The following is a 17131-nucleotide window of genomic DNA, read 5'->3' as shown; positions in this document are numbered from 1 at the left end:
GCTGTTCGCGTCCACCGGCCGCGACGGCCAGCCGAGCATCGCGCCCGACGGGCGCCAACTCGCCTTCACCTCCGATCGCGACGGCAGCTACGCGCTGTGGTGGGGCGATGTGCGCCAGCCGACCTCGTTGCGGCTGATCGAGGGCGTGCGGCCGGAGACCCGGCAGCCCTTGGCGTGGTCGGCCGACAGCCAGGCGTTGCTGGTCAGCGGCCGCGATGCGCAGGGGCATTCGGCGATCTATGAGGTCCGGCCGCAATCCGGCAGTGTGGCGGCCTTGCCGGTGCCGGCCGGCGAGCCGCTGCAGGCGTTGTACACCGCCGAACCCGCTCAACTGCTGGTCCTGCTGGGCGAGAACGGCCGCACCCGCCTGCAGTTGTACGACCGGCGCGCGGTGCCCTGGCGGCCCTTGGCGACCTTGCCGGATGTTTCCCAGGTCCGTGCCGATCCTGCCACTGGGGAGATCCTGTTCACCCGGCTCGCGCGCAGCGGCCTGTGGCGCGTCGATGCCAGCCTGGATCTGGCCAGCGTGCGTGTCGTGGACGACAGTCTGCCATCGCTGTGGCGCTACCGCAGCTGGGCGCTGGGCCCCGAGGGTGCGGTGCATTACCTGTTCCAGACCGGCGAATGCGCCAGCCGCATGGCGCGGATCGACGGTGGCCTCGCTGCAAGCGTGTGCCTGGACCGCGACCACTTCAGTGCGGTCAACGGCTTCAGCATCGATCCGCGCAGTGGCGACGCCTATGTGGCACTGGCGGTCGAGGATGGCAGCGAGATCGGCTTCATGCGCGTGCACGAGCAGCCGGAATGGTTCTCGACCATCTCGCACAACTGGCTGATCCGGAAGGAAAAATAGGCTTCGTAAGTTGTTCGTAAGGGCGTCGTGGCGATTTCGGACAACTATCGCCAAGACGTCCTGACCTGCCGCCACATTCGGCAAAGACTGCGCACCGGTTTACGTCAAGCAGGTGCTCGGATGCGGCAATCTTTCCTGGTCGATCATGGACAACAACTGGTGCTGGACGCCGACGACGCGCCGGCGGGTCCGGCCTGCCTGGGCGCGGCGCGCTTGGCCAGCGTGCAGGCCTCGGCGAATGCCTTCACGGTCTGGCTGCAGTTGCGTGGCAGCGCCTGGATCGAGGCCAAGGAGGGGCGTTTCGCCCTGCGCCGCGGCCAGTGGCTGGCCTTCGAACGCGACTCGCGGCCGATGCTGCAGACCGACCGCGACGGCCTGTGCATCGGCCTGAGCCTGGACGGCGAGGCGCTGAAGGCCTTGGGCCGGATGGCCGACGAGACCTTGTACGCGGGGCGCGGCGAGTTGTCGCTGCGCGAGACGCGGACCGCCTTGCGCCTGTGGCGGCAGGCGGCGGCGCGGCCCGGCGATGCGTTGGCGATGCGGCCGGTGCTGCTGCATCTGGCCTCCATGCAGGGCGAGTTGTCGCGCCGCGTGCAGCGCTGTCCCGGGCGCTCGCGGATGCGCAAGCGCCAGGTGTTCGGGCGCATGCAGCGTGCGCGGCTGTATCTGGACGGCCATCGCGACCGCGTGGTGCGGATCAGCGAACTGGCCGAGCTGACCAACTTCTCCGGCTGGTACCTGTCCAAGACGTTCCAGAGCCTGTACGAGGAAAGCCCGCAGGCGTTGTCGGCGCGGCTGCGCCTGGAGCGCGCGGCGGACCTGTTGCGCGACACCACGATGATGATCGGCGAGGTGGCCGCCGCCAGCGGATTTGACAACTGCTGCAGCTTCGCGCGGGCGTTCCGCGCTCGCTTCGGCGTCTCCGCCTCGCAATATCGCCATGGCAGCACCGTGCCGCCAGAATCGGCAAAGTCTGCAGGCGACAGCGGCAAAGCAGCCGCGCTCACCGGAACGTAACGTGCCGAGGGCGTCTTAACACGCCCCTAACGTTACCCTGGAGAGATTGATGAACCTTCGCACTCCCGCAGTGCGGCTGGGCTTGCTGCCCGCCAGCATCGCGATCGCGTTGACGCCGGCGATTGCCGGCGCGCAAGAAGCCGCCGCCTCGTCCACCACCACGCTGGACCGGATCGAAATCACCGGTTCGCGTATCCGCAGCGCCGACGTCGAAACCCAGCAGCCGATCCTGACCCTGGACCGCCAGGCGCTGGAGCGCCAGGGCTACACCTCGGTCGCCGACGTGCTGCAGAACCTGACCTCGGCCGGTTCCCCGGCGATCTCGCGCGCCGATGCGCTAGCGTCCGGCGAAAACGTCGGCGGCTACTACGTCGACCTGCGCAACCTCGGTGCCGAGCGTACCCTGGTGTTGTTGAACGGCAAGCGCCTGGGCGCGACCACCTCCGGCCTGCAGGACCTGAGCCAGGTCCCGATGGCGGCGATCGAGCGCATCGAAGTGCTGAAGGACGGCGCCTCGTCGATCTACGGTTCCGATGCCATTGCCGGTGTGGTCAACATCATCACCCGCAAGCGCTTCGACGGCGCCGAAGTCTCGGCCGAGTTCGGCCAGTTCGGCGAAGGCGACGGCAAGACCTCGCAGTACTCCTTCACCATCGGCACCCAGGGCGAGCGCGGTGGCGTGGCGCTGACCGCCGAGTACTCCAAGCAGGATCCGGTGTTCGCCAAGAACCGTTGGTTCAGCCGCGACGGCAGCCGTGGTCCGAACTCCACCCCGAGCAGCTGGAGCCCGATCAGCCAGAACGGCAGCTGGTGCAACCCGCTGACCGTGGACTGTTCCGATCCGAACGTGGCGGTGTGGCAGACCCTGAACCAGGGCGGCAACCCGAACAATCCGGCCGACTACCACCCGCTGACGGCGGCCGAGCGCGCCAACTCCAACCAGCAGATGATGGTGCAGACCGGCATCGAGCGTAAGTCGGTGTTCGCCAACGCCAACTACGACCTGACCGACTCGATCGTCTTCAACGCCGACGTGCTCTACAACGAGCGCACTACCGATCAGCAGATCGCCGGCTATCCGTACCAGTCCGCCGCGTTCGGCACCCCGCTGGCCGGCGACAGCGCGTTCAACCCGATCGGCCAGGACATCGACTTCCGCCGCCGCCTGTGGGAAGTGCCGCGCACCACCGAGAGCAAGCTGAAGACCACGCGCTTCGCGCCGACCATCAGCGGCTCCTTCGAGTTCGCCGACAAGAGCTGGGACTGGGACGTCGGTGCGCTGTGGAACCGCAACGAGAGCACCAAGACCGGTCACGGCGACATGAGCCTGATCGCGGCGCGCCAGGCGCTGGGTTCGTCCTTCATCAACGCCAACGGCGTCGCCCAGTGCGGCACCGCCGCCGCGCCGGTGTCGCTGAGCGCCTGCCGCCCGTGGAACCCGCTGCTGCCGTTCGGCGTGGCCGGCCCGGGTTCGCTGGCCGATGCGGACACCCAGGCCTTCCTGTTCCCGTACTTCACCGATACCGGCCTGACCAAGACCACCAGCTACACCGCCAACCTGAGCGGCACGCTGGCGACGCTGCCGGCGGGCGACCTCGGCATCGCGGTCGGCTACGAGCACCGCAAGGAAGAAGGCCGCTTCTCGCCGGACGCCTTCGCGCAGTCGGGTGAGAGCACCGGCCTGGGCGCCAAGACCACCTCCGGCAACTACGATCTGGACGAGTTCTACCTCGAGTTGAACGTGCCGATCCTGGCCGACATGGCGTTCGCCAAGCAGCTGACCCTGAACCTGGCCAGCCGCTATTCGGACTACAGCAACTTCGGCGACACGGTGAACTCCAAGTTCGGCTTCACCTGGAAGCCGATCGACGAGCTGCTGGTCCGCGGCACCTACGCCGAGGGCTTCCGCGCCCCGACGATCAGCGATCTGTACGGCGGCCTGAGCAGCAGCTTCGAGTCGTACGTCGATCCGTGCGGCGTGGGCGCGCCGAACAGCGTCAACGGCAATGCGGCGTGTTCCGCGGCCGGCGTGCCGGTCGGCTACACCCAGCTGGGCCAGGGCTACGTGCCGTGCACCACCTATCCGTGCCAGACCCCGGACGAGTTCATCAGCGGCTCCAACCCGAACCTGCGTCCGGAAACCTCCACCAGCAAGACCGCCGGTCTGGTGTGGAGCCCGCGCTGGGTGCAGGGCCTGGACATCTCGCTGGATTGGTACCGCTACGAGATCAAGGACATGATCATCGCCGATAGCGTCGACCGCATCCTGCGCGACTGCTACGTGCTGGGCAATGCCGAGCGCTGCGCCGGCGTGACCCGCGCCGCCGACGGCCACATCTCGGCGATGACCTACGGCGTGGCCAACCTCGGCCAGATGGAGACCGAAGGCTACGATCTGGGCATCCGCTACCGTCTGCCGGAAATGGCGTTCGGCAAGATCATGATCGACTGGCAGACTAGCTACGTCAGCAAGTACGACGAAGCCGGCCAGAACGCCGCGGGCGACAACATCACGATCGGTCGCGTGGGCGAGCCGGGCATCTTCCGCGTGCGCTCCAACCTGGGCGTGAACTGGACGCTGGGCGACTTCGGTGTGAACTACACCCTTCGCTACTATTCCGGCATGAAGGAAAGCTGCATCTCGCTGGCCACGGACTACTGCGATGCGCCGGACCACTTCGCCAACGGCGAATCCGATCCGCTGCGTCACACCGGTTCCAACACCTTCCACGACCTGCAGGTCAACTGGAAGGCGCCGTGGGACGCGACGATCGCCATCGGTGCGAACAACGTGTTCGACCACCGCGGCCCGCTGATGTACTCGGCCCCGGACAGCAGCTTCGCCTACTACGGCGGCTTCGACATCGGTCGCTACGTGTACATGAAGTACACCCAGCGCTTCTGATCGAGCTGTTTGCGTGACACGAAGACGGGCCGCAAGGCCCGTCTTTTTTTGTTCACCCAACTGAGGGGAGATAGGCACACGGCCGACCCGATAAGGTTGGGGGTGTCGAGACAGCCGCGACGGCGCCTACGTTTTTCTCAAGATCCGTGCCGTCTTGCCTGATGTTGAGGGGAACATCTTTGATTTCTGGTATGAGCGCGGCGGCCCGCCTGGGCAATGTGTCGCCGTGCCCATGGCGGCTACCGTTCTACCAAAGCAATCGGTTGAGGCTGGCGTACTCGATGCCAGCGCGGGGCACGCTGGAAAAGTTGCCGGCTAGGAAGTCTTCGACACTGTTCACGCCGGCACCGAAAGCGTGCTGGAACAGCGCCGGGCCGGCGCTGATCCGACGCACACCGGCCTCGCGCAATGCCAGCAGCGACGGTAGCCCGGGAACCGTCATTACGTTGAGCGGCATCGCGACCTTTGCCGCGATCTCGGCAATTTCCTTGATATCGGTGATGCCTGGCACGAAGCCGCCGTCTGCACCTGCGCCCCGGTAGCAAGACAAGCGATGGATCGCCATGTCCACCGCATCACGCCCGGAAGCGAGGCCGCGCAAGTAAACGTCGGTGCGTGCGTTGATGAACAGCGGCGTGTCGCCGAGAGCCTGACGGGCCATGCGGATCTTCTCCATCAACAGCTCGGGCGTACCTGCACCATCTTCCAGATTGATCCCAACCGCACCGATGGCCGCGATTTCCTTCGCCAGCTCCGCCACGGCGTGCGGGTCGTCGCTATAACCGTCCTCCAGATCGATACTGACCGGAACTGACGAGACACGGGCAATGGCGCGTACCTGATGCAATAGTGCATCGAGCGGTAGTGCACCGCCATCGGCATAGCCGCAAGCCCAGGCCAGAGCCGCACTGCTGGTACCGATAGCTGGAGCGCCTGCCCGTTGCCAGAGTGCTGCGCTGACGGCATCCCAAGCGTTGGCGATTAACAGGGGGGTGTTGGTGCGATGAAGGTCTAAAAACCTGAAAAAAACGGGTGCGCTCATGACGTGTTGCCTTAGGCGGGCGAGTGGCCGAAATGTGGCATCGGCCGCGCTAAGTGTCTTGCCATTTTCGGACATCAACCTCGACAAACCGAAACCTTACCTAAGGCTTGAACTAGGTCAACTTGGCCGCGCCAGCGGACAAGCTCGGCTTGAATGCATCATCAGGCAACTGCACTTGTAGCTATCCGCACCTATGCGATTGACGGGGCATGCCACCACCGGGCAGACCGCGGATACGTGTTGGCGCGAGTGCACCAGCGTGTCGTGCTGCCGCTGCAACGCCTGCAGCATCCGCTCTCGGTGTACGAGGCCTTGCTGGACATGGCGCGATGGGCCTGCAGCACGAGCGTATCGCCGAGGTGTACGAGCAACGCAAGCTTCACCGGGCTGGGCAGTGACTGGCCGGCTCTGGTGCAGCAAGCGGTGCGCGATGGCGCCCGCTTCGCCGACTTCTCCTGGAACTGCGCTCGCGAGCAAGCCGCGCGCGCCATGGTCGGGCTCAGGCCGAGGTCAGCCCCATCAGGTTCTCGGCATGCTCGCGCCAGCTCGGCAGCTTGTTGAGCATGCCGGTCTTGGAGAGGTACTCCTCGTCGACCTCCGAGCCGCTGGCCAGCGCCATCGCCACGTGCACCGCGCCGGTGACCCAGAAGCTGCGGGTGCTGGAACGCTGCGGCTGGCGATGGAAGGCCACCGCCTCGATGATCGGCATCGGCAGGCCCCACAGGCCCAGCAGGTAGGCGCCGGCTTCGGCGTGGCCCGGCCGGGTGTCGTTGGCATCGGTGGGCGGCTCGCGCTCGTCGCGCACGCCCGGCAGCAGCAGGCCGATGTCGGCCAGCAGCGCCGCGGTCGAACCGAGTTCGACGCTGGAGGCCGGCAGCATCTTCGCGGCCAGCTTGGACGCCAGCAGCGAGCGCTGCTGCAGCGCGTTGCGCTCGGCGTTGGACAGCGCCTGCACCGAGAACACTTCGCTGGCCAGGACCAGGTCGCGCAGGGTGGCGGTGCCCAGCCGGGTCACGGCGGTGCGCAGGTCGGAAATGGTGCGGCCGTTGGAGAAGAACGCCGAATTGCACAGCTGCAGCACCTTGGCCGCGATCGCCGGGTCGGCCGAGACCAGCTTGGCCAGGTCGGCGGCGTTGCTGCCCTCGTCCTGCTCCAGCGCATGCATCAGGCTCAGGTACAGATGCGGCGGCGAGGGCAGCTTCTCGATGCGGCCGATGCTGGAACGCAGGCGCGGGTTGCCCAGCAGTTCCTGCAGTTCCTCCAGGCTGGTGACCGCTTCCAGCAGCATTTCCGGGGACAGCGGCAGCGGCAGGAACCGGTGGGCCACGCCGATGATCCGCGCCGGCGGCGCGCGATTGCTCTGTTCGGCCTCGATCAGCGCGATGCGGATGGTTTCCGGGCTCAGCGTGCGGATCTGGCCGAGCAGGGTGGCGGTGGTCAGGTCCGGCAGCGTCGGCGCGGCGATCACCGCATCCAGGCGCACCGTGGCCGCCGCGGCGATCGCGGCATTGCCGTCGGCAACACTCTGGACCTGCCAGTCGTCGCCAAGATCGCGAATGTATTCAGTGACTTCGGACGGAAGGCTGGCTTCGTCGCCGACGAACAGGATGCGCAAGAGACTGTCCCCCAAGAAGAGCCGGGTCGCGCCGGACCGGGCTCGGTGATGCCATGGCGCAATGTACCGCAAACCCCGAAGGGCGGCGCCTCGGCAACGGCAAAACGTGAAACGGGTCAGCCGTGGCGGGGGCAGCGCCCCGCCACGACTGCGCGGCTCAGGCGCCGGCTTCGTAACGGGCCACGGACTCGCGCAGGATGCGCTTGGCTTCCTCGGCATTGCCCCAGCCGTCGAGCTTGACCCACTTGCCCTTCTCCAGGTCCTTGTAGTGCTCGAAGAAGTGGCCGATGCGCTCCATCCAGTGGCCCGAGACCTGGGCGATGTCCTCGATGTGGGCGTAGCCCTCGAACACCTTGGCCACCGGCACCGCCAGGATCTTCTCGTCGCTGCCGGCCTCGTCGCTCATCTTCAGCACGCCGACCGGGCGGCAGCGCACCACGCAGCCGGGCACCAGCGGCAGCGGCAGCACCACCAGCACGTCGGCCGGGTCGCCGTCGCCGCACAGGGTGTTGGGCACGTAGCCGTAGTTGCAGGGGTAGCGCATCGGGGTGGAGAGGATGCGGTCGACGAAGATGGCGCCGCTGGCCTTGTCCACTTCGTACTTGACCGGCTCCGAATCCTTGGGGATTTCGATGACGACGTTGATTTCTTCCGGCAGGTTCTTGCCGGAGGTGACCAGTTCCAGACCCATGCGCTAGCTCCAGTGGAGTGGCTTCTAAAGAGGCAGGCATTCTAGTCGGTTGGCTGTTGCAATGCAGCGCACGGCGGTTCGGAGGATTCCTACAGCGGTTTCAGACTCCATACCGGCCCGCATGGGGCGCATTCCGATGGTGCCGGAATCGGGCCGCGGCGATCCTGTGGCCACTGTCCCCACCCGAGGAGCAAGACGATGAACGGAATCCGGCAATCGATGCTGCCGCTGCTGGCGGTGCTGGTCCTGGCCTGCGGCGCTGCGCAGGCGCGGCAGGCGCAACCGGCCTACGTGGATGCGATGGACTATCCCGCCCCGGGCGAGGGCTGGGAGGCGTTCTCCGACCTGGAGCAACGGCTGGCGCACGACTTCGACCAGCTTTGCGGCGACACCTTCTGCGAAGGCGACTACAGCGACTACCGGCCGCTGCGCTATCGCTGCTCGGTGCGCCAGCGCGACGGGGTGATCGGGGAGTGCATCTGGAGCTTCGGCGCCAGCGAGGCCAGTATCGATGCGAACACCGGCCGGGTCGTGGTCGATGCGCGGCTATGGCACTGCCGGACCCCGCTGCAGCCGCAGACCCGGCTGCACGCGCTGTATGCGGCGCTGTCGGGCGAGCGGCCGCTGTTCGCGCCGCTGCCGCACAGCGAGCACAGCATCAACGACGGTCTGATCGACTGCCTGTAGCGGCAAAGGACGCGCAGCAGGCACCGGCATGTCGCCGACGCCCGCTGCGCGTGTGGCTACAGCAGCGGCACCAGCAGCAACGCCACGATGTTGATGATCTTGATCAGCGGATTGATCGCCGGGCCGGCGGTGTCCTTGTACGGGTCGCCGACGGTGTCGCCGGTGACCGCGGCCTTGTGCGCCTCGCTGCCCTTGCCGCCGAAATGGCCGTCCTCGATGTACTTCTTGGCGTTGTCCCAGGCGCCGCCGCCGGTGGTCATGGAGATGGCCACGAACAGCCCGGTGACGATGGTGCCGATCAGCAGGCCGCCGAGCGCGCGCGGGCCCAGCAACAGGCCGACCACGATCGGCACCGCCACCGGCAGCAACGAGGGCACGATCATTTCGCGGATCGCCGAGCGGGTCAGCATGTCCACCGCGCGGTCGTATTGCGGCTTGCCGGTGCCCTGCATGATGCCGGCGATCTCGCGGAACTGCCGCCGCACTTCCTCCACCACCGCGCCGGCGGCACGGCCCACCGCTTCCATCGCCATCGCGCCGAACAGGTAGGGGATCAGGCCGCCGATCAGCAGGCCGATGATCACCGTGTGGTCCGATAGATCGAAGGCGAAGGTTTCGGTGGGGTGCGCGGCGCGCAGGTTGTGGGTGTAGTCGGCGAACAGCACCAGCGCCGCCAGCGCCGCCGAGCCGATCGCATAACCCTTGGTCACGGCCTTGGTGGTGTTGCCGACCGCATCCAGCGGATCGGTGACCGCACGCACCTCCGGCGGCAGTTCCGCCATTTCGGCGATGCCGCCGGCGTTGTCGGTGATCGGGCCGTACGCATCCAGCGCCACGATCATGCCGGCCATCGACAGCATCGCGGTGGCGGCGATGGCGATGCCGTACAGGCCGGACAACGCGAACGCACCCCAGATCGCGGCGCACACCGCGATCACCGGCAGCGCGGTGGACTTCATCGAGATGCCGAGCCCGGCGATGATGTTGGTGCCATGGCCGGTGGTCGAGGCCTGCGCCACGTGCTGCACCGGCTTGTACTGGGTGCCGGTGTAGTACTCGGTGATCCACACGATCAGCCCGGTCAGCGCCAGCCCGATCAGCGCGCAGCCGTAGAGCTTGCCGGCACCGGCGGCGGTGTCGCCCATCAGTTGCTGGGTCACCGGCCAGAACGCCAGCGCCGCCAGCACCGCCGAGACCACCACGCCCTTGTACAGCGCGCCCATGATCGAACCGCCCGGGCGCACGCGCACGAAGAAGGTGCCGACGATCGAGGCGACGATCGACACCCCGCCCAGCACCAGCGGATACAGCACCGCGTTGCGCCCGGCCTCGGCGGCCATCAGCCCGCCCAGCAGCATCGTCGCGATCACCGTGACCGCGTAGGTCTCGAACAGGTCGGCGGCCATGCCGGCGCAGTCGCCGACGTTGTCGCCGACGTTGTCGGCGATCACCGCCGGATTGCGCGGATCGTCCTCGGGAATGCCGGCCTCGACCTTGCCGACCAGGTCCGCGCCGACGTCGGCGCCCTTGGTGAAGATGCCACCGCCCAGGCGCGCGAAGATCGAGATCAGCGAACTGCCGAAGGCCAGGCCGACCAGCGCATGCAGGCTGTCGCCGACGCTGTGTCCCAGCCATTGCAGCAGGCCGTAGTAGCCGGCTACGCCGATCAGGCCCAGCCCGACCACCAGCATCCCGGTGATCGCGCCGCCGCGGAACGCGACCGCCATCGCCGGCGCCAGCCCGCGCCGCGCCGCTTCGGCGGTACGCACGTTGGCGCGCACCGACAGGTTCATGCCGATGTAGCCGGCGACCCCGGACAGCACCGCGCCGATCGCGAAGCCGCCGGCGGTGTACCAGCTCAGGAACACCCCGACCAGCACCAGCAGGACCGCGCCGGCGATGGCGATGGTCAGGTACTGGCGGTTGAGGTAGGCGCGGGCGCCTTCCTGGATCGCATCGGCGATCTGCCGCATGCGTTCGTTGCCGGCGGGCTGCGCCAGGATCCAGCGCGTGGAGACGATGCCGTAGAGCACCGCCAGAGCCGCGCACGCCAGTGCCACGGTGACCGCATATCGTTCCAGCATGACCCCTCCCAAGGATGTGGATGGCGCCCAAGCGCTGGACATACCGGGGGATCACACCTTAGGAGCTGAAGCATGCAACGACTCCGCGGCCACAACGCGCGCCGCTGGTGCGTATCGCAATGTCATCTGGCCTGAACGTGGGCGAGTATGCGCCTGCCTCCGTGATGCCGCCAGCGACCAGGCAGGGCGTCTCACTTTTGGCGTGCGGTTCAGTCTGTGCGTGGCAGCGTGGCGCATCGCTTCCCAGGAGCCCTCCGATGCAATCGACGATTTCCCCAAGGCTGCGCGCACGCGCCTCGATCGTGGCCCTCGGCCTGTGTGCGCTGGCGCCGCTGGCCGCTGCAGCCGCCGACCCGACCCCGGAACTGCAGCGCCCGGCCAGCGCGCCGCAGGCGGTGGGCGTGGTGCATACCATCCGCCAGATCCCCGAGGCCTGCGTGCGCTTCGAGGGCGAGTACACCGGCGATGCGGCGCAGCCCTACCGCTTCTCCGCGGTGCGCAGCAGCCCGACCTGCCAGCCGCGCGCCAGGCTGGTCGAGTTCGATCAGGCCAAGCCCAGCGAGGCCACCGGCTGGAAGTTCAACGACCTGATCCGCGTGCCCAGCGCCGCCTGTCCGTCGCAGCAGGCGGTGGTGCGGGTGTGGCGCAAGCCGGTGGCGCTGAACACCGAGCGCGATGGTCAGGGCCAGTCGCGGATCTATCTGGAAGAGGCCAAGCAGCAGGCGGCCGCCGGCAAGGTCCCGCAGGTGCCGCAGTTCACCGCGCAGATGACGGTGGAAGGCAAGGCCTGCCGCTGAGCGGGAGGATTGTCGAGCCGCCTCGGCCGTCACACCCTGCATCGCGCAGGCAGGGCGGCCGCCACCGGCGCTGCGTATGCGCCACGGTAACGTGGCTGTCGTGAGGCCGCACAGGCACGGCGCATGCGATCCCTGGATGCCTGCGTAAAGCAGGATCCAGGACAGGCTTGGCGGCTTTGCGCTTTGCGTTGCTGTCGCAGTTCTTGACCGTCGCCGATCCGTCGCATGCGGCGCGCGCGGAGCCTCAGGTCGGCACGTTGCCGGTGTGCCGTCGCCGCCATTCGTCGGCGACGTCGCCCATGGTCTTGGCGACGCCATTCCTGATCCAGGCCATGAACGCGCGGTCGAACGCGAAGCCGTCGCCGCACATGGTCACGAGGAAGCGGCGCACGTTCTGCGTGTTGCGATAGTGCTCGTCCACCGGCGTCGCACGGGTGATTGGGTCGCTGTGCCAATCGAAGCGCACGTGGCCGGACGCGCTGCTTGGGTCTTCGTGCGTGTCGCGCATCCTGGTGGCCTCGTCTTCTCTGAAGCTGCAGGCAATCCGACATCCGTGGTGGATGCGCCAGGATCCCTGCAGCGTCCTGTCGTTTCCCTCGATCGTCCGGCGCAGCGCCTGCAGAGGCTGGCGCCAACGGCGACATCCCGCGCGCGACGGCATGCGCCGATGACGTCATGCCGATCGTGCGCCCGCGCTGTCAGCCCTCCCAGGCCGGCAGCTTCTTCTTCACCGCCACGTTCTTCAGCGCCACGTACTTGGGCAGGCCGTCCGTGCCGTAGGGCAGCGGCGCCTCGCCGCGGATCAGCGGCTGCAGATAGCGGCGCGCCTTCTCGGTGATGCCGAAGCCGTCCTTGCGCAGGAAACCGGCCGGCATCTTCTTCTCGTGGTTGGCGACCTTGTGCAGTGGCGCCGCCTCGATCTTCCAGCGGTAAGGCGCATCGCTGCTGCGCACGATCGCCGGCATCACCGCGTTCATGCCCTTCAGCGCGAACTGCACCGCGGCCTTGCCGACCGCCTGCGCCTGCTCCCAGTCGGTGCGCGAGGCGAGGTGGCGGGCCGAACGCTGCAGGTAGTCGGGCAGGGTCCAGTGCACCTTGTAGCCAAGTTCGGCCTTGACCTTGCCGGCCAGGTAGGACGCCACGCCGCCGAGCTGGCTGTGGCCGAACGCATCGGTGCCGCCGCCGGCATCGGCGACGAAGCGGCCGTCGGCGGTCTGGATGCCTTCGCTGGCCACCACCACGCACCAGCCGACCTTGTCCACCACCTTGCGCACCTGCGCCAGGAAGGCGGCCTCGTCGTAGGCGCGTTCGGGGAACAGGATGATCTGCGGCGCGTCGTCCGGCGATTGCGCGGCCAGTCCGGCGGCGGCGGCCAGCCAGCCGGCATGGCGGCCCATGGCCTCGTAGACAAATACCTTGGTCGAGGTTTCGGCCATCGCCGCCACGTCCAGCGCCGCCTCGCGCACCGACACCGCGGTGTACTTGGCCGCCGAGCCGAAGCCCGGGCAGGTGTCGGTGACCGCCAGGTCGTTGTCGATGGTCTTGGGCACGCCGATGCAGTGCAGCGGGTAGCCGAACGCCTGCGCCAGCTGCGAGACCTTCCACGCGGTGTCGGCCGAATCGTTGCCGCCGTTGTAGAGGAAGTAGCGCACGTCGTGCGCCTGCAGTACCTGCAGCAGGCGCTCGTACTTGGTGCGGTCGGCCTCCAGCGACTTGAGCTTGTAGCGGCACGAGCCGAACGCGCCGCCGGGTGTATGGGCCAGCGCGGCGATCGCCGCCGCCGACTCCTTGGAGGTGTCGATCAGGTCCTCGCGCAGCGCGCCGAGGATGCCGTTGCGCGCGGCCAGCACCTTGACCTTGCGCGCCCGCGCTTCGCCGATGACGGCGGCGGCGCTGGCGTTGATGACGGCGGTGACGCCGCCGGACTGGGCGTACAGCAGGGTGCCTTGGGCCATGGTCGGGGTTCGCTCCTGGGGTGGGGACATTGCCGGGACATTGCCTGGATGCGGTAAGCTGGGGCTCTTGCGGTGCAGCGCAGGCGTGGCCCCCGAGTCTAACGCCGCCGGCCGCGCACGGTACTTTCCTCGAGGAGTCAGGTTGATGCGATTGGTTCTGTTGGGACCGCCCGGATCGGGCAAGGGCACGCAGGCGGCCCGCCTGAAGGACAAGCTGCAGATCCCGCACATTTCCACCGGCGATCTGCTGCGCGCCGAAGTCGCCGCCGGCACCCCGCTGGGCGTGCAGGCCAAGGAAGTGATGGCGCGCGGCGACCTGGTCTCCGACGACATCCTGCTGGGCATGCTCGAATCGCGCCTCGGCCGCGACGACGTGCGCAACGGCTTCATCCTCGACGGCTATCCGCGCAACCTGGCCCAGGCCGGCGCGCTGGACGAACTGCTGGCCAAGCTCGGCCAGCCGCTGGACGCGGTGGTGCAGCTGGACGTGGCCAACGAACTGCTGGTCGAGCGCATCGCCGGCCGCGCCAAGGCCGAAGGCCGCGAGGACGACAATCCCGAGTCGGTGCGCAAGCGCCTGCAGGTCTACACCGATTCGACCGCGCCGGTGATCGGCTTCTACGACAAGCGCGGCACGCTGGCGCGGGTCGATGGCGTCGGCTCGCTGGACGAGGTGCTCGCCCGCATCCTGGCGGCGATCGGCCGCTGAGGCGGCACGGCACGCCGGCGCCCGCCGCGGGTGCCGGTCGTGCAGACGGCGCCGTACCGGTGGCGGTGCGCCTCCCGTCACGACGCGCAACGCCCGCCCTTACGAGCGGTTTCCCGACACGCATACCCGGTAAGGCACGTCGCGGCTGAAGCCGCTCCTGCGGCGGCAAAGCGACGTAAGGACATGTCCTGCTGAGCTGCGCACCACGAGTGGCCACCGTGGGCGCGTATCCCGCCTGCCAATGGAGGGCCGGGATCGGGGAAAGAAGGTGCCAGCGAACGGGCTTGCTCAGAGCCCCACGACATGAGCTCCCTTGGGGATGGTCTCTTGGGGAGTAGAACCACAGGGTGTCGAGGCTGGCCCGTTCATTCTCGGCGTCGGCTCCCGACTTGCCTATCGGGGACTTTCCTCAGCGGATGTGGGGGATTCCCTACTTGACGGCGCCGCGCCACGATTGCCCCGGATCGGTCCCACGGCCTGCCTGCCACGGCCAACGGCCGCACCTGCGCCGGTTTGCGTGCGCCGGGGGATCGGCGACAATCCGGCCATGAGCAAGATCCATATTCTCGGCATCGCCGGTACGTTCATGGGCGGTGTCGCCGCGCTGGCGCGCGAACTCGGCCATGCGGTCGAGGGCAGCGACCAGGCGATCTACCCGCCGATGTCCACGCAGCTGGAACACCTTGGCATCGCGCTGAAGCAGGGCTACCTGCCCGAGCACATCGCCGCGGACTGCGACCAGGTGATCGTCGGCAACGCGCTGTCGCGCGGCAACGCGGCGGTGGAGGCGGTGCTCGACGCCGGGCGCGCCTACACCTCGGGTGCGCAATGGTTGAGCGAGCAGGTGCTGCCGGGACGCGACACCCTCGCGGTGGCCGGCACCCACGGCAAGACCACCACCACCAGCATCCTGACCTGGTTGCTGCAGGCGGCGGGGCGCGAACCGGGCTTCCTGATCGGCGGGGTGGCCGAGGATTTCGGCGTGTCCGCGCGGTTGGGGTTGCCGGTCGCCGAACCCTCATCCGGCGCTGCGTGCCACCTTCTCCCGGAGGGAGAAGGACATCAGGGGCCGGCCCTGGCGGGCCGCCCGCTGTTTGTGGTCGAGGCCGACGAGTACGACACCGCGTTCTTCGACAAGCGCAGCAAGTTCGTGCACTACCGGCCGCTGGTGGCGATCCTCAACAATCTCGAGTACGACCATGCCGACATCTTCCCCGACGTCGCCGCGATCCAGCGCCAGTTCCACCATCTGGTGCGGACCGTGCCGCGCCGCGGGCGGCTGATCGTCAACGGCGAGGACGCGCACCTGCGCGAGGTGCTGGCGATGGGCTGCTGGACCCCGGTGGAGCGCTTCGGCTTCGATCCCGGCTTCGACTGGAGTGCGCGTCTGATCGCCGCCGATGGCAGCCGCTTCGCGGTGCTGCACCAGGGTCGCGAATTGGGCGAGGTGGACTGGCCGCTGCTCGGCCGCCACAACGTGATGAACGCGCTGGCCGCGCTGGCCGCCGCCCATGCGGTGGGCGTGGCGCCGGCGCAGGTGATGCCGGCGCTGGCGCGCTTCCGCAGCGTCAAGCGGCGCCTGGAAGTGCTCGGCCAGGCGCAGGGCATCACCGTGTACGACGACTTCGCCCACCATCCCACCGCCATCCGCACCACGCTCGAAGGCCTGCGCGCCAAGGTCGGTGCCGCGCGCATCGTGGTGGCGATGGAGCCGCGCAGCAATTCGATGCGGCTGGGTGCGCATGCCGAAGCGCTGGCGCCGTCGCTGGAGGCCGCCGACGCGGTGCTGTTCCTGCAGCGGCCGGAACTGGCCTGGGATGCGGGCAAGGTGATCGCCGCGGTGCGCGGCGAGGCCTGCGCGGCGCCCGACGTGGACGCCCTGCTGGCCGCGCTGCAGGCACAGGCGCGCGCGGGCGACCATGTGGTGTTCATGTCCAACGGCGGCTTCGACGGCGCACCGCGGCGCTTCCTGGCCGCGCTGCAATGAGCGCTGCCGGGCACGGCGGAGCCGAGGCGTGAGTCCGCAGCGGATCACGCTGCCCCTGTTCCCGCTGCACGCGGTGCTGCTGCCCGGCGCCTCGATCAAGCTGCGGGTGTTCGAGCGCCGCTATCTGGACCTGGTCCGCGAGTGCGGGCGCACCGACAGCGGCTTCGGCGTCTGCCTGATCCTGGACGGCAGCGAGACCGGCGCCCCGGCGGTGCCGGCGGCGTTCGGCACCGAGGCGCGCATCGTCGATTTCGATGTCGGCGCCGATGGCGTGCTGGTGCTGAGCCTGCGCGGCGCGCGGCGCTTCCACGTGCTGCGCAGCCGGGTCCGCGACAACGGCCTGGTGGTCGGCGACGTGGAATGGCGCGAGGCCGATGGCGACGACGAACTGCGTCCGCAGCACGCGCTGTTGGCGACCGTGCTCGACAGCATCCTCGACCAGGCCGCCGCGGTGTATCCGCTGGCCGGTCCGCGCCAGCTCGACCAGGCCGCCTGGGTCGGCTGGCGCATGGCCGAACTGCTGCCGCTGGACGAGCGCCAGCGCCTGTCGCTGCTGCAGGAAGACGACCCGCACGCGCGACTGGACCAGTTGCTGGCCTGGATTCCCTGAGCGAGGCGGGCGAGGGCGGTGTCGCCGTCCTGGCCTGACGTGGAGCGCGGCGGCCGGCATCCGTGCGGCGCTGCGCCATCATCGCCACGATCGCCGCGCGTTGTTCTCGATGGGTCATGCCACAGGCGGGCCACGTGCGCGCCGCAGCCGGCATTCAGCGCGCCGCTAGCAGGCGCGGG

13 protein-coding genes and 1 pseudogene are annotated in these 17131 nt (G+C 68.4%); 8 read left to right on the top strand and 6 right to left on the bottom strand.

From position 1 onward, the window contains the following. The 3 genes and pseudogenes from D183_RS0119645 to D183_RS0119635 all read left to right on the top strand — a co-directional run. A pseudogene (locus D183_RS0119645) lies at positions 1-853 on the top strand (PD40 domain-containing protein); the annotation flags it as partial. A 120-nt stretch (positions 854-973) separates the two neighbouring features. Further along, positions 974-1870, top strand: coding sequence for a helix-turn-helix transcriptional regulator (locus tag D183_RS0119640; RefSeq protein ID WP_026144680.1), 897 nt, complete (start codon positions 974-976; stop codon positions 1868-1870). Positions 1871-1919: 49 nt separating this feature from the next. Further along, a complete protein-coding gene (locus D183_RS0119635; protein WP_026144679.1) occupies positions 1920-4775 on the top strand; it encodes a TonB-dependent receptor in 2856 nt (951 codons plus the stop codon). Between the two features lie 247 nt (positions 4776-5022). On the opposite strand, the gene D183_RS25335 is transcribed toward D183_RS0119635, so the two are convergent. From D183_RS25335 to ppa, 3 genes are all read right to left on the bottom strand, one after another. After that, the gene (locus D183_RS25335) at positions 5023-5817 is read right to left on the bottom strand and encodes an isocitrate lyase/PEP mutase family protein (protein WP_026144678.1); all 795 of its coding nucleotides are present in this window, start codon (positions 5815-5817) and stop codon (positions 5023-5025) included. 499 nt (positions 5818-6316) lie between these two features. Beyond that, positions 6317-7432, bottom strand: coding sequence for an HDOD domain-containing protein (locus D183_RS0119625; RefSeq protein WP_017910507.1), 1116 nt, complete (start codon positions 7430-7432; stop codon positions 6317-6319). A gap of 157 nt (positions 7433-7589) precedes the next feature. Further along, on the bottom strand, positions 7590-8123 hold the full coding sequence (gene ppa / locus D183_RS0119620; RefSeq protein ID WP_017910506.1) for an inorganic diphosphatase: 534 nt from the start codon (positions 8121-8123) through the stop codon (positions 7590-7592). A gap of 198 nt (positions 8124-8321) precedes the next feature. Here ppa and D183_RS0119615 point away from each other — a divergent pair, with 198 nt between their 5' ends. Continuing rightward, complete coding sequence (locus tag D183_RS0119615; RefSeq protein ID WP_017910505.1) at positions 8322-8810, top strand: hypothetical protein; 489 nt, start codon at positions 8322-8324, stop codon at positions 8808-8810. A 56-nt stretch (positions 8811-8866) separates the two neighbouring features. On the opposite strand, the gene D183_RS0119610 is transcribed toward D183_RS0119615, so the two are convergent. Continuing rightward, positions 8867-10894 carry a sodium-translocating pyrophosphatase gene (locus tag D183_RS0119610; RefSeq protein WP_017910504.1) on the bottom strand — a complete coding sequence of 676 codons (2028 nt, stop codon included), beginning with the start codon at positions 10892-10894 and terminating at the stop codon, positions 8867-8869. Between the two features lie 257 nt (positions 10895-11151). Between D183_RS0119610 and D183_RS0119605 the strand changes: the two genes are divergently transcribed. Continuing rightward, positions 11152-11691, top strand: a complete 540-nt coding sequence (locus tag D183_RS0119605) for a hypothetical protein (protein ID WP_039728804.1) — start codon at positions 11152-11154, stop codon at positions 11689-11691. Between the two features lie 244 nt (positions 11692-11935). Here the strand turns inward: D183_RS0119605 and D183_RS28085 are convergent, their stop codons facing one another. Together D183_RS28085 and D183_RS0119595 are read right to left on the bottom strand one after the other, a co-directional pair. Continuing rightward, positions 11936-12352, bottom strand: coding sequence for a DUF6434 domain-containing protein (locus D183_RS28085; protein ID WP_232757322.1), 417 nt, complete (start codon positions 12350-12352; stop codon positions 11936-11938). A gap of 37 nt (positions 12353-12389) precedes the next feature. Continuing rightward, entirely contained in the window at positions 12390-13646 is a 1257-nt protein-coding gene (locus tag D183_RS0119595) for a 6-phosphofructokinase (RefSeq protein ID WP_017910501.1), read from the bottom strand. Positions 13647-13791: 145 nt separating this feature from the next. Here D183_RS0119595 and D183_RS0119590 point away from each other — a divergent pair, with 145 nt between their 5' ends. The 3 genes from D183_RS0119590 (at position 13792) to D183_RS0119580 (ending at position 16952) form a co-directional block, all read left to right on the top strand. Continuing rightward, positions 13792-14355 carry an adenylate kinase gene (locus D183_RS0119590; RefSeq protein WP_010343370.1) on the top strand — a complete coding sequence of 188 codons (564 nt, stop codon included), beginning with the start codon at positions 13792-13794 and terminating at the stop codon, positions 14353-14355. A gap of 547 nt (positions 14356-14902) precedes the next feature. Further along, positions 14903-16342: a UDP-N-acetylmuramate:L-alanyl-gamma-D-glutamyl-meso-diaminopimelate ligase gene (mpl, locus tag D183_RS0119585; protein ID WP_017910499.1), complete on the top strand. Its 1440-nt coding sequence runs from the start codon at positions 14903-14905 to the stop codon at positions 16340-16342. Between the two features lie 28 nt (positions 16343-16370). Next, complete coding sequence (locus D183_RS0119580; RefSeq protein ID WP_017910498.1) at positions 16371-16952, top strand: LON peptidase substrate-binding domain-containing protein; 582 nt, start codon at positions 16371-16373, stop codon at positions 16950-16952. Positions 16953-17131 lie beyond the last annotated feature (179 nt).

Origin of the sequence: Xanthomonas sp. SHU 199, assembly GCF_000364665.1 — a bacterium.
Lineage (GTDB): Bacteria > Pseudomonadota > Gammaproteobacteria > Xanthomonadales > Xanthomonadaceae > Xanthomonas_A > Xanthomonas_A sontii.
Note: the sequence above shows the minus strand (reverse complement) of the source record. Positions and strands in the feature narration are given on the sequence as shown.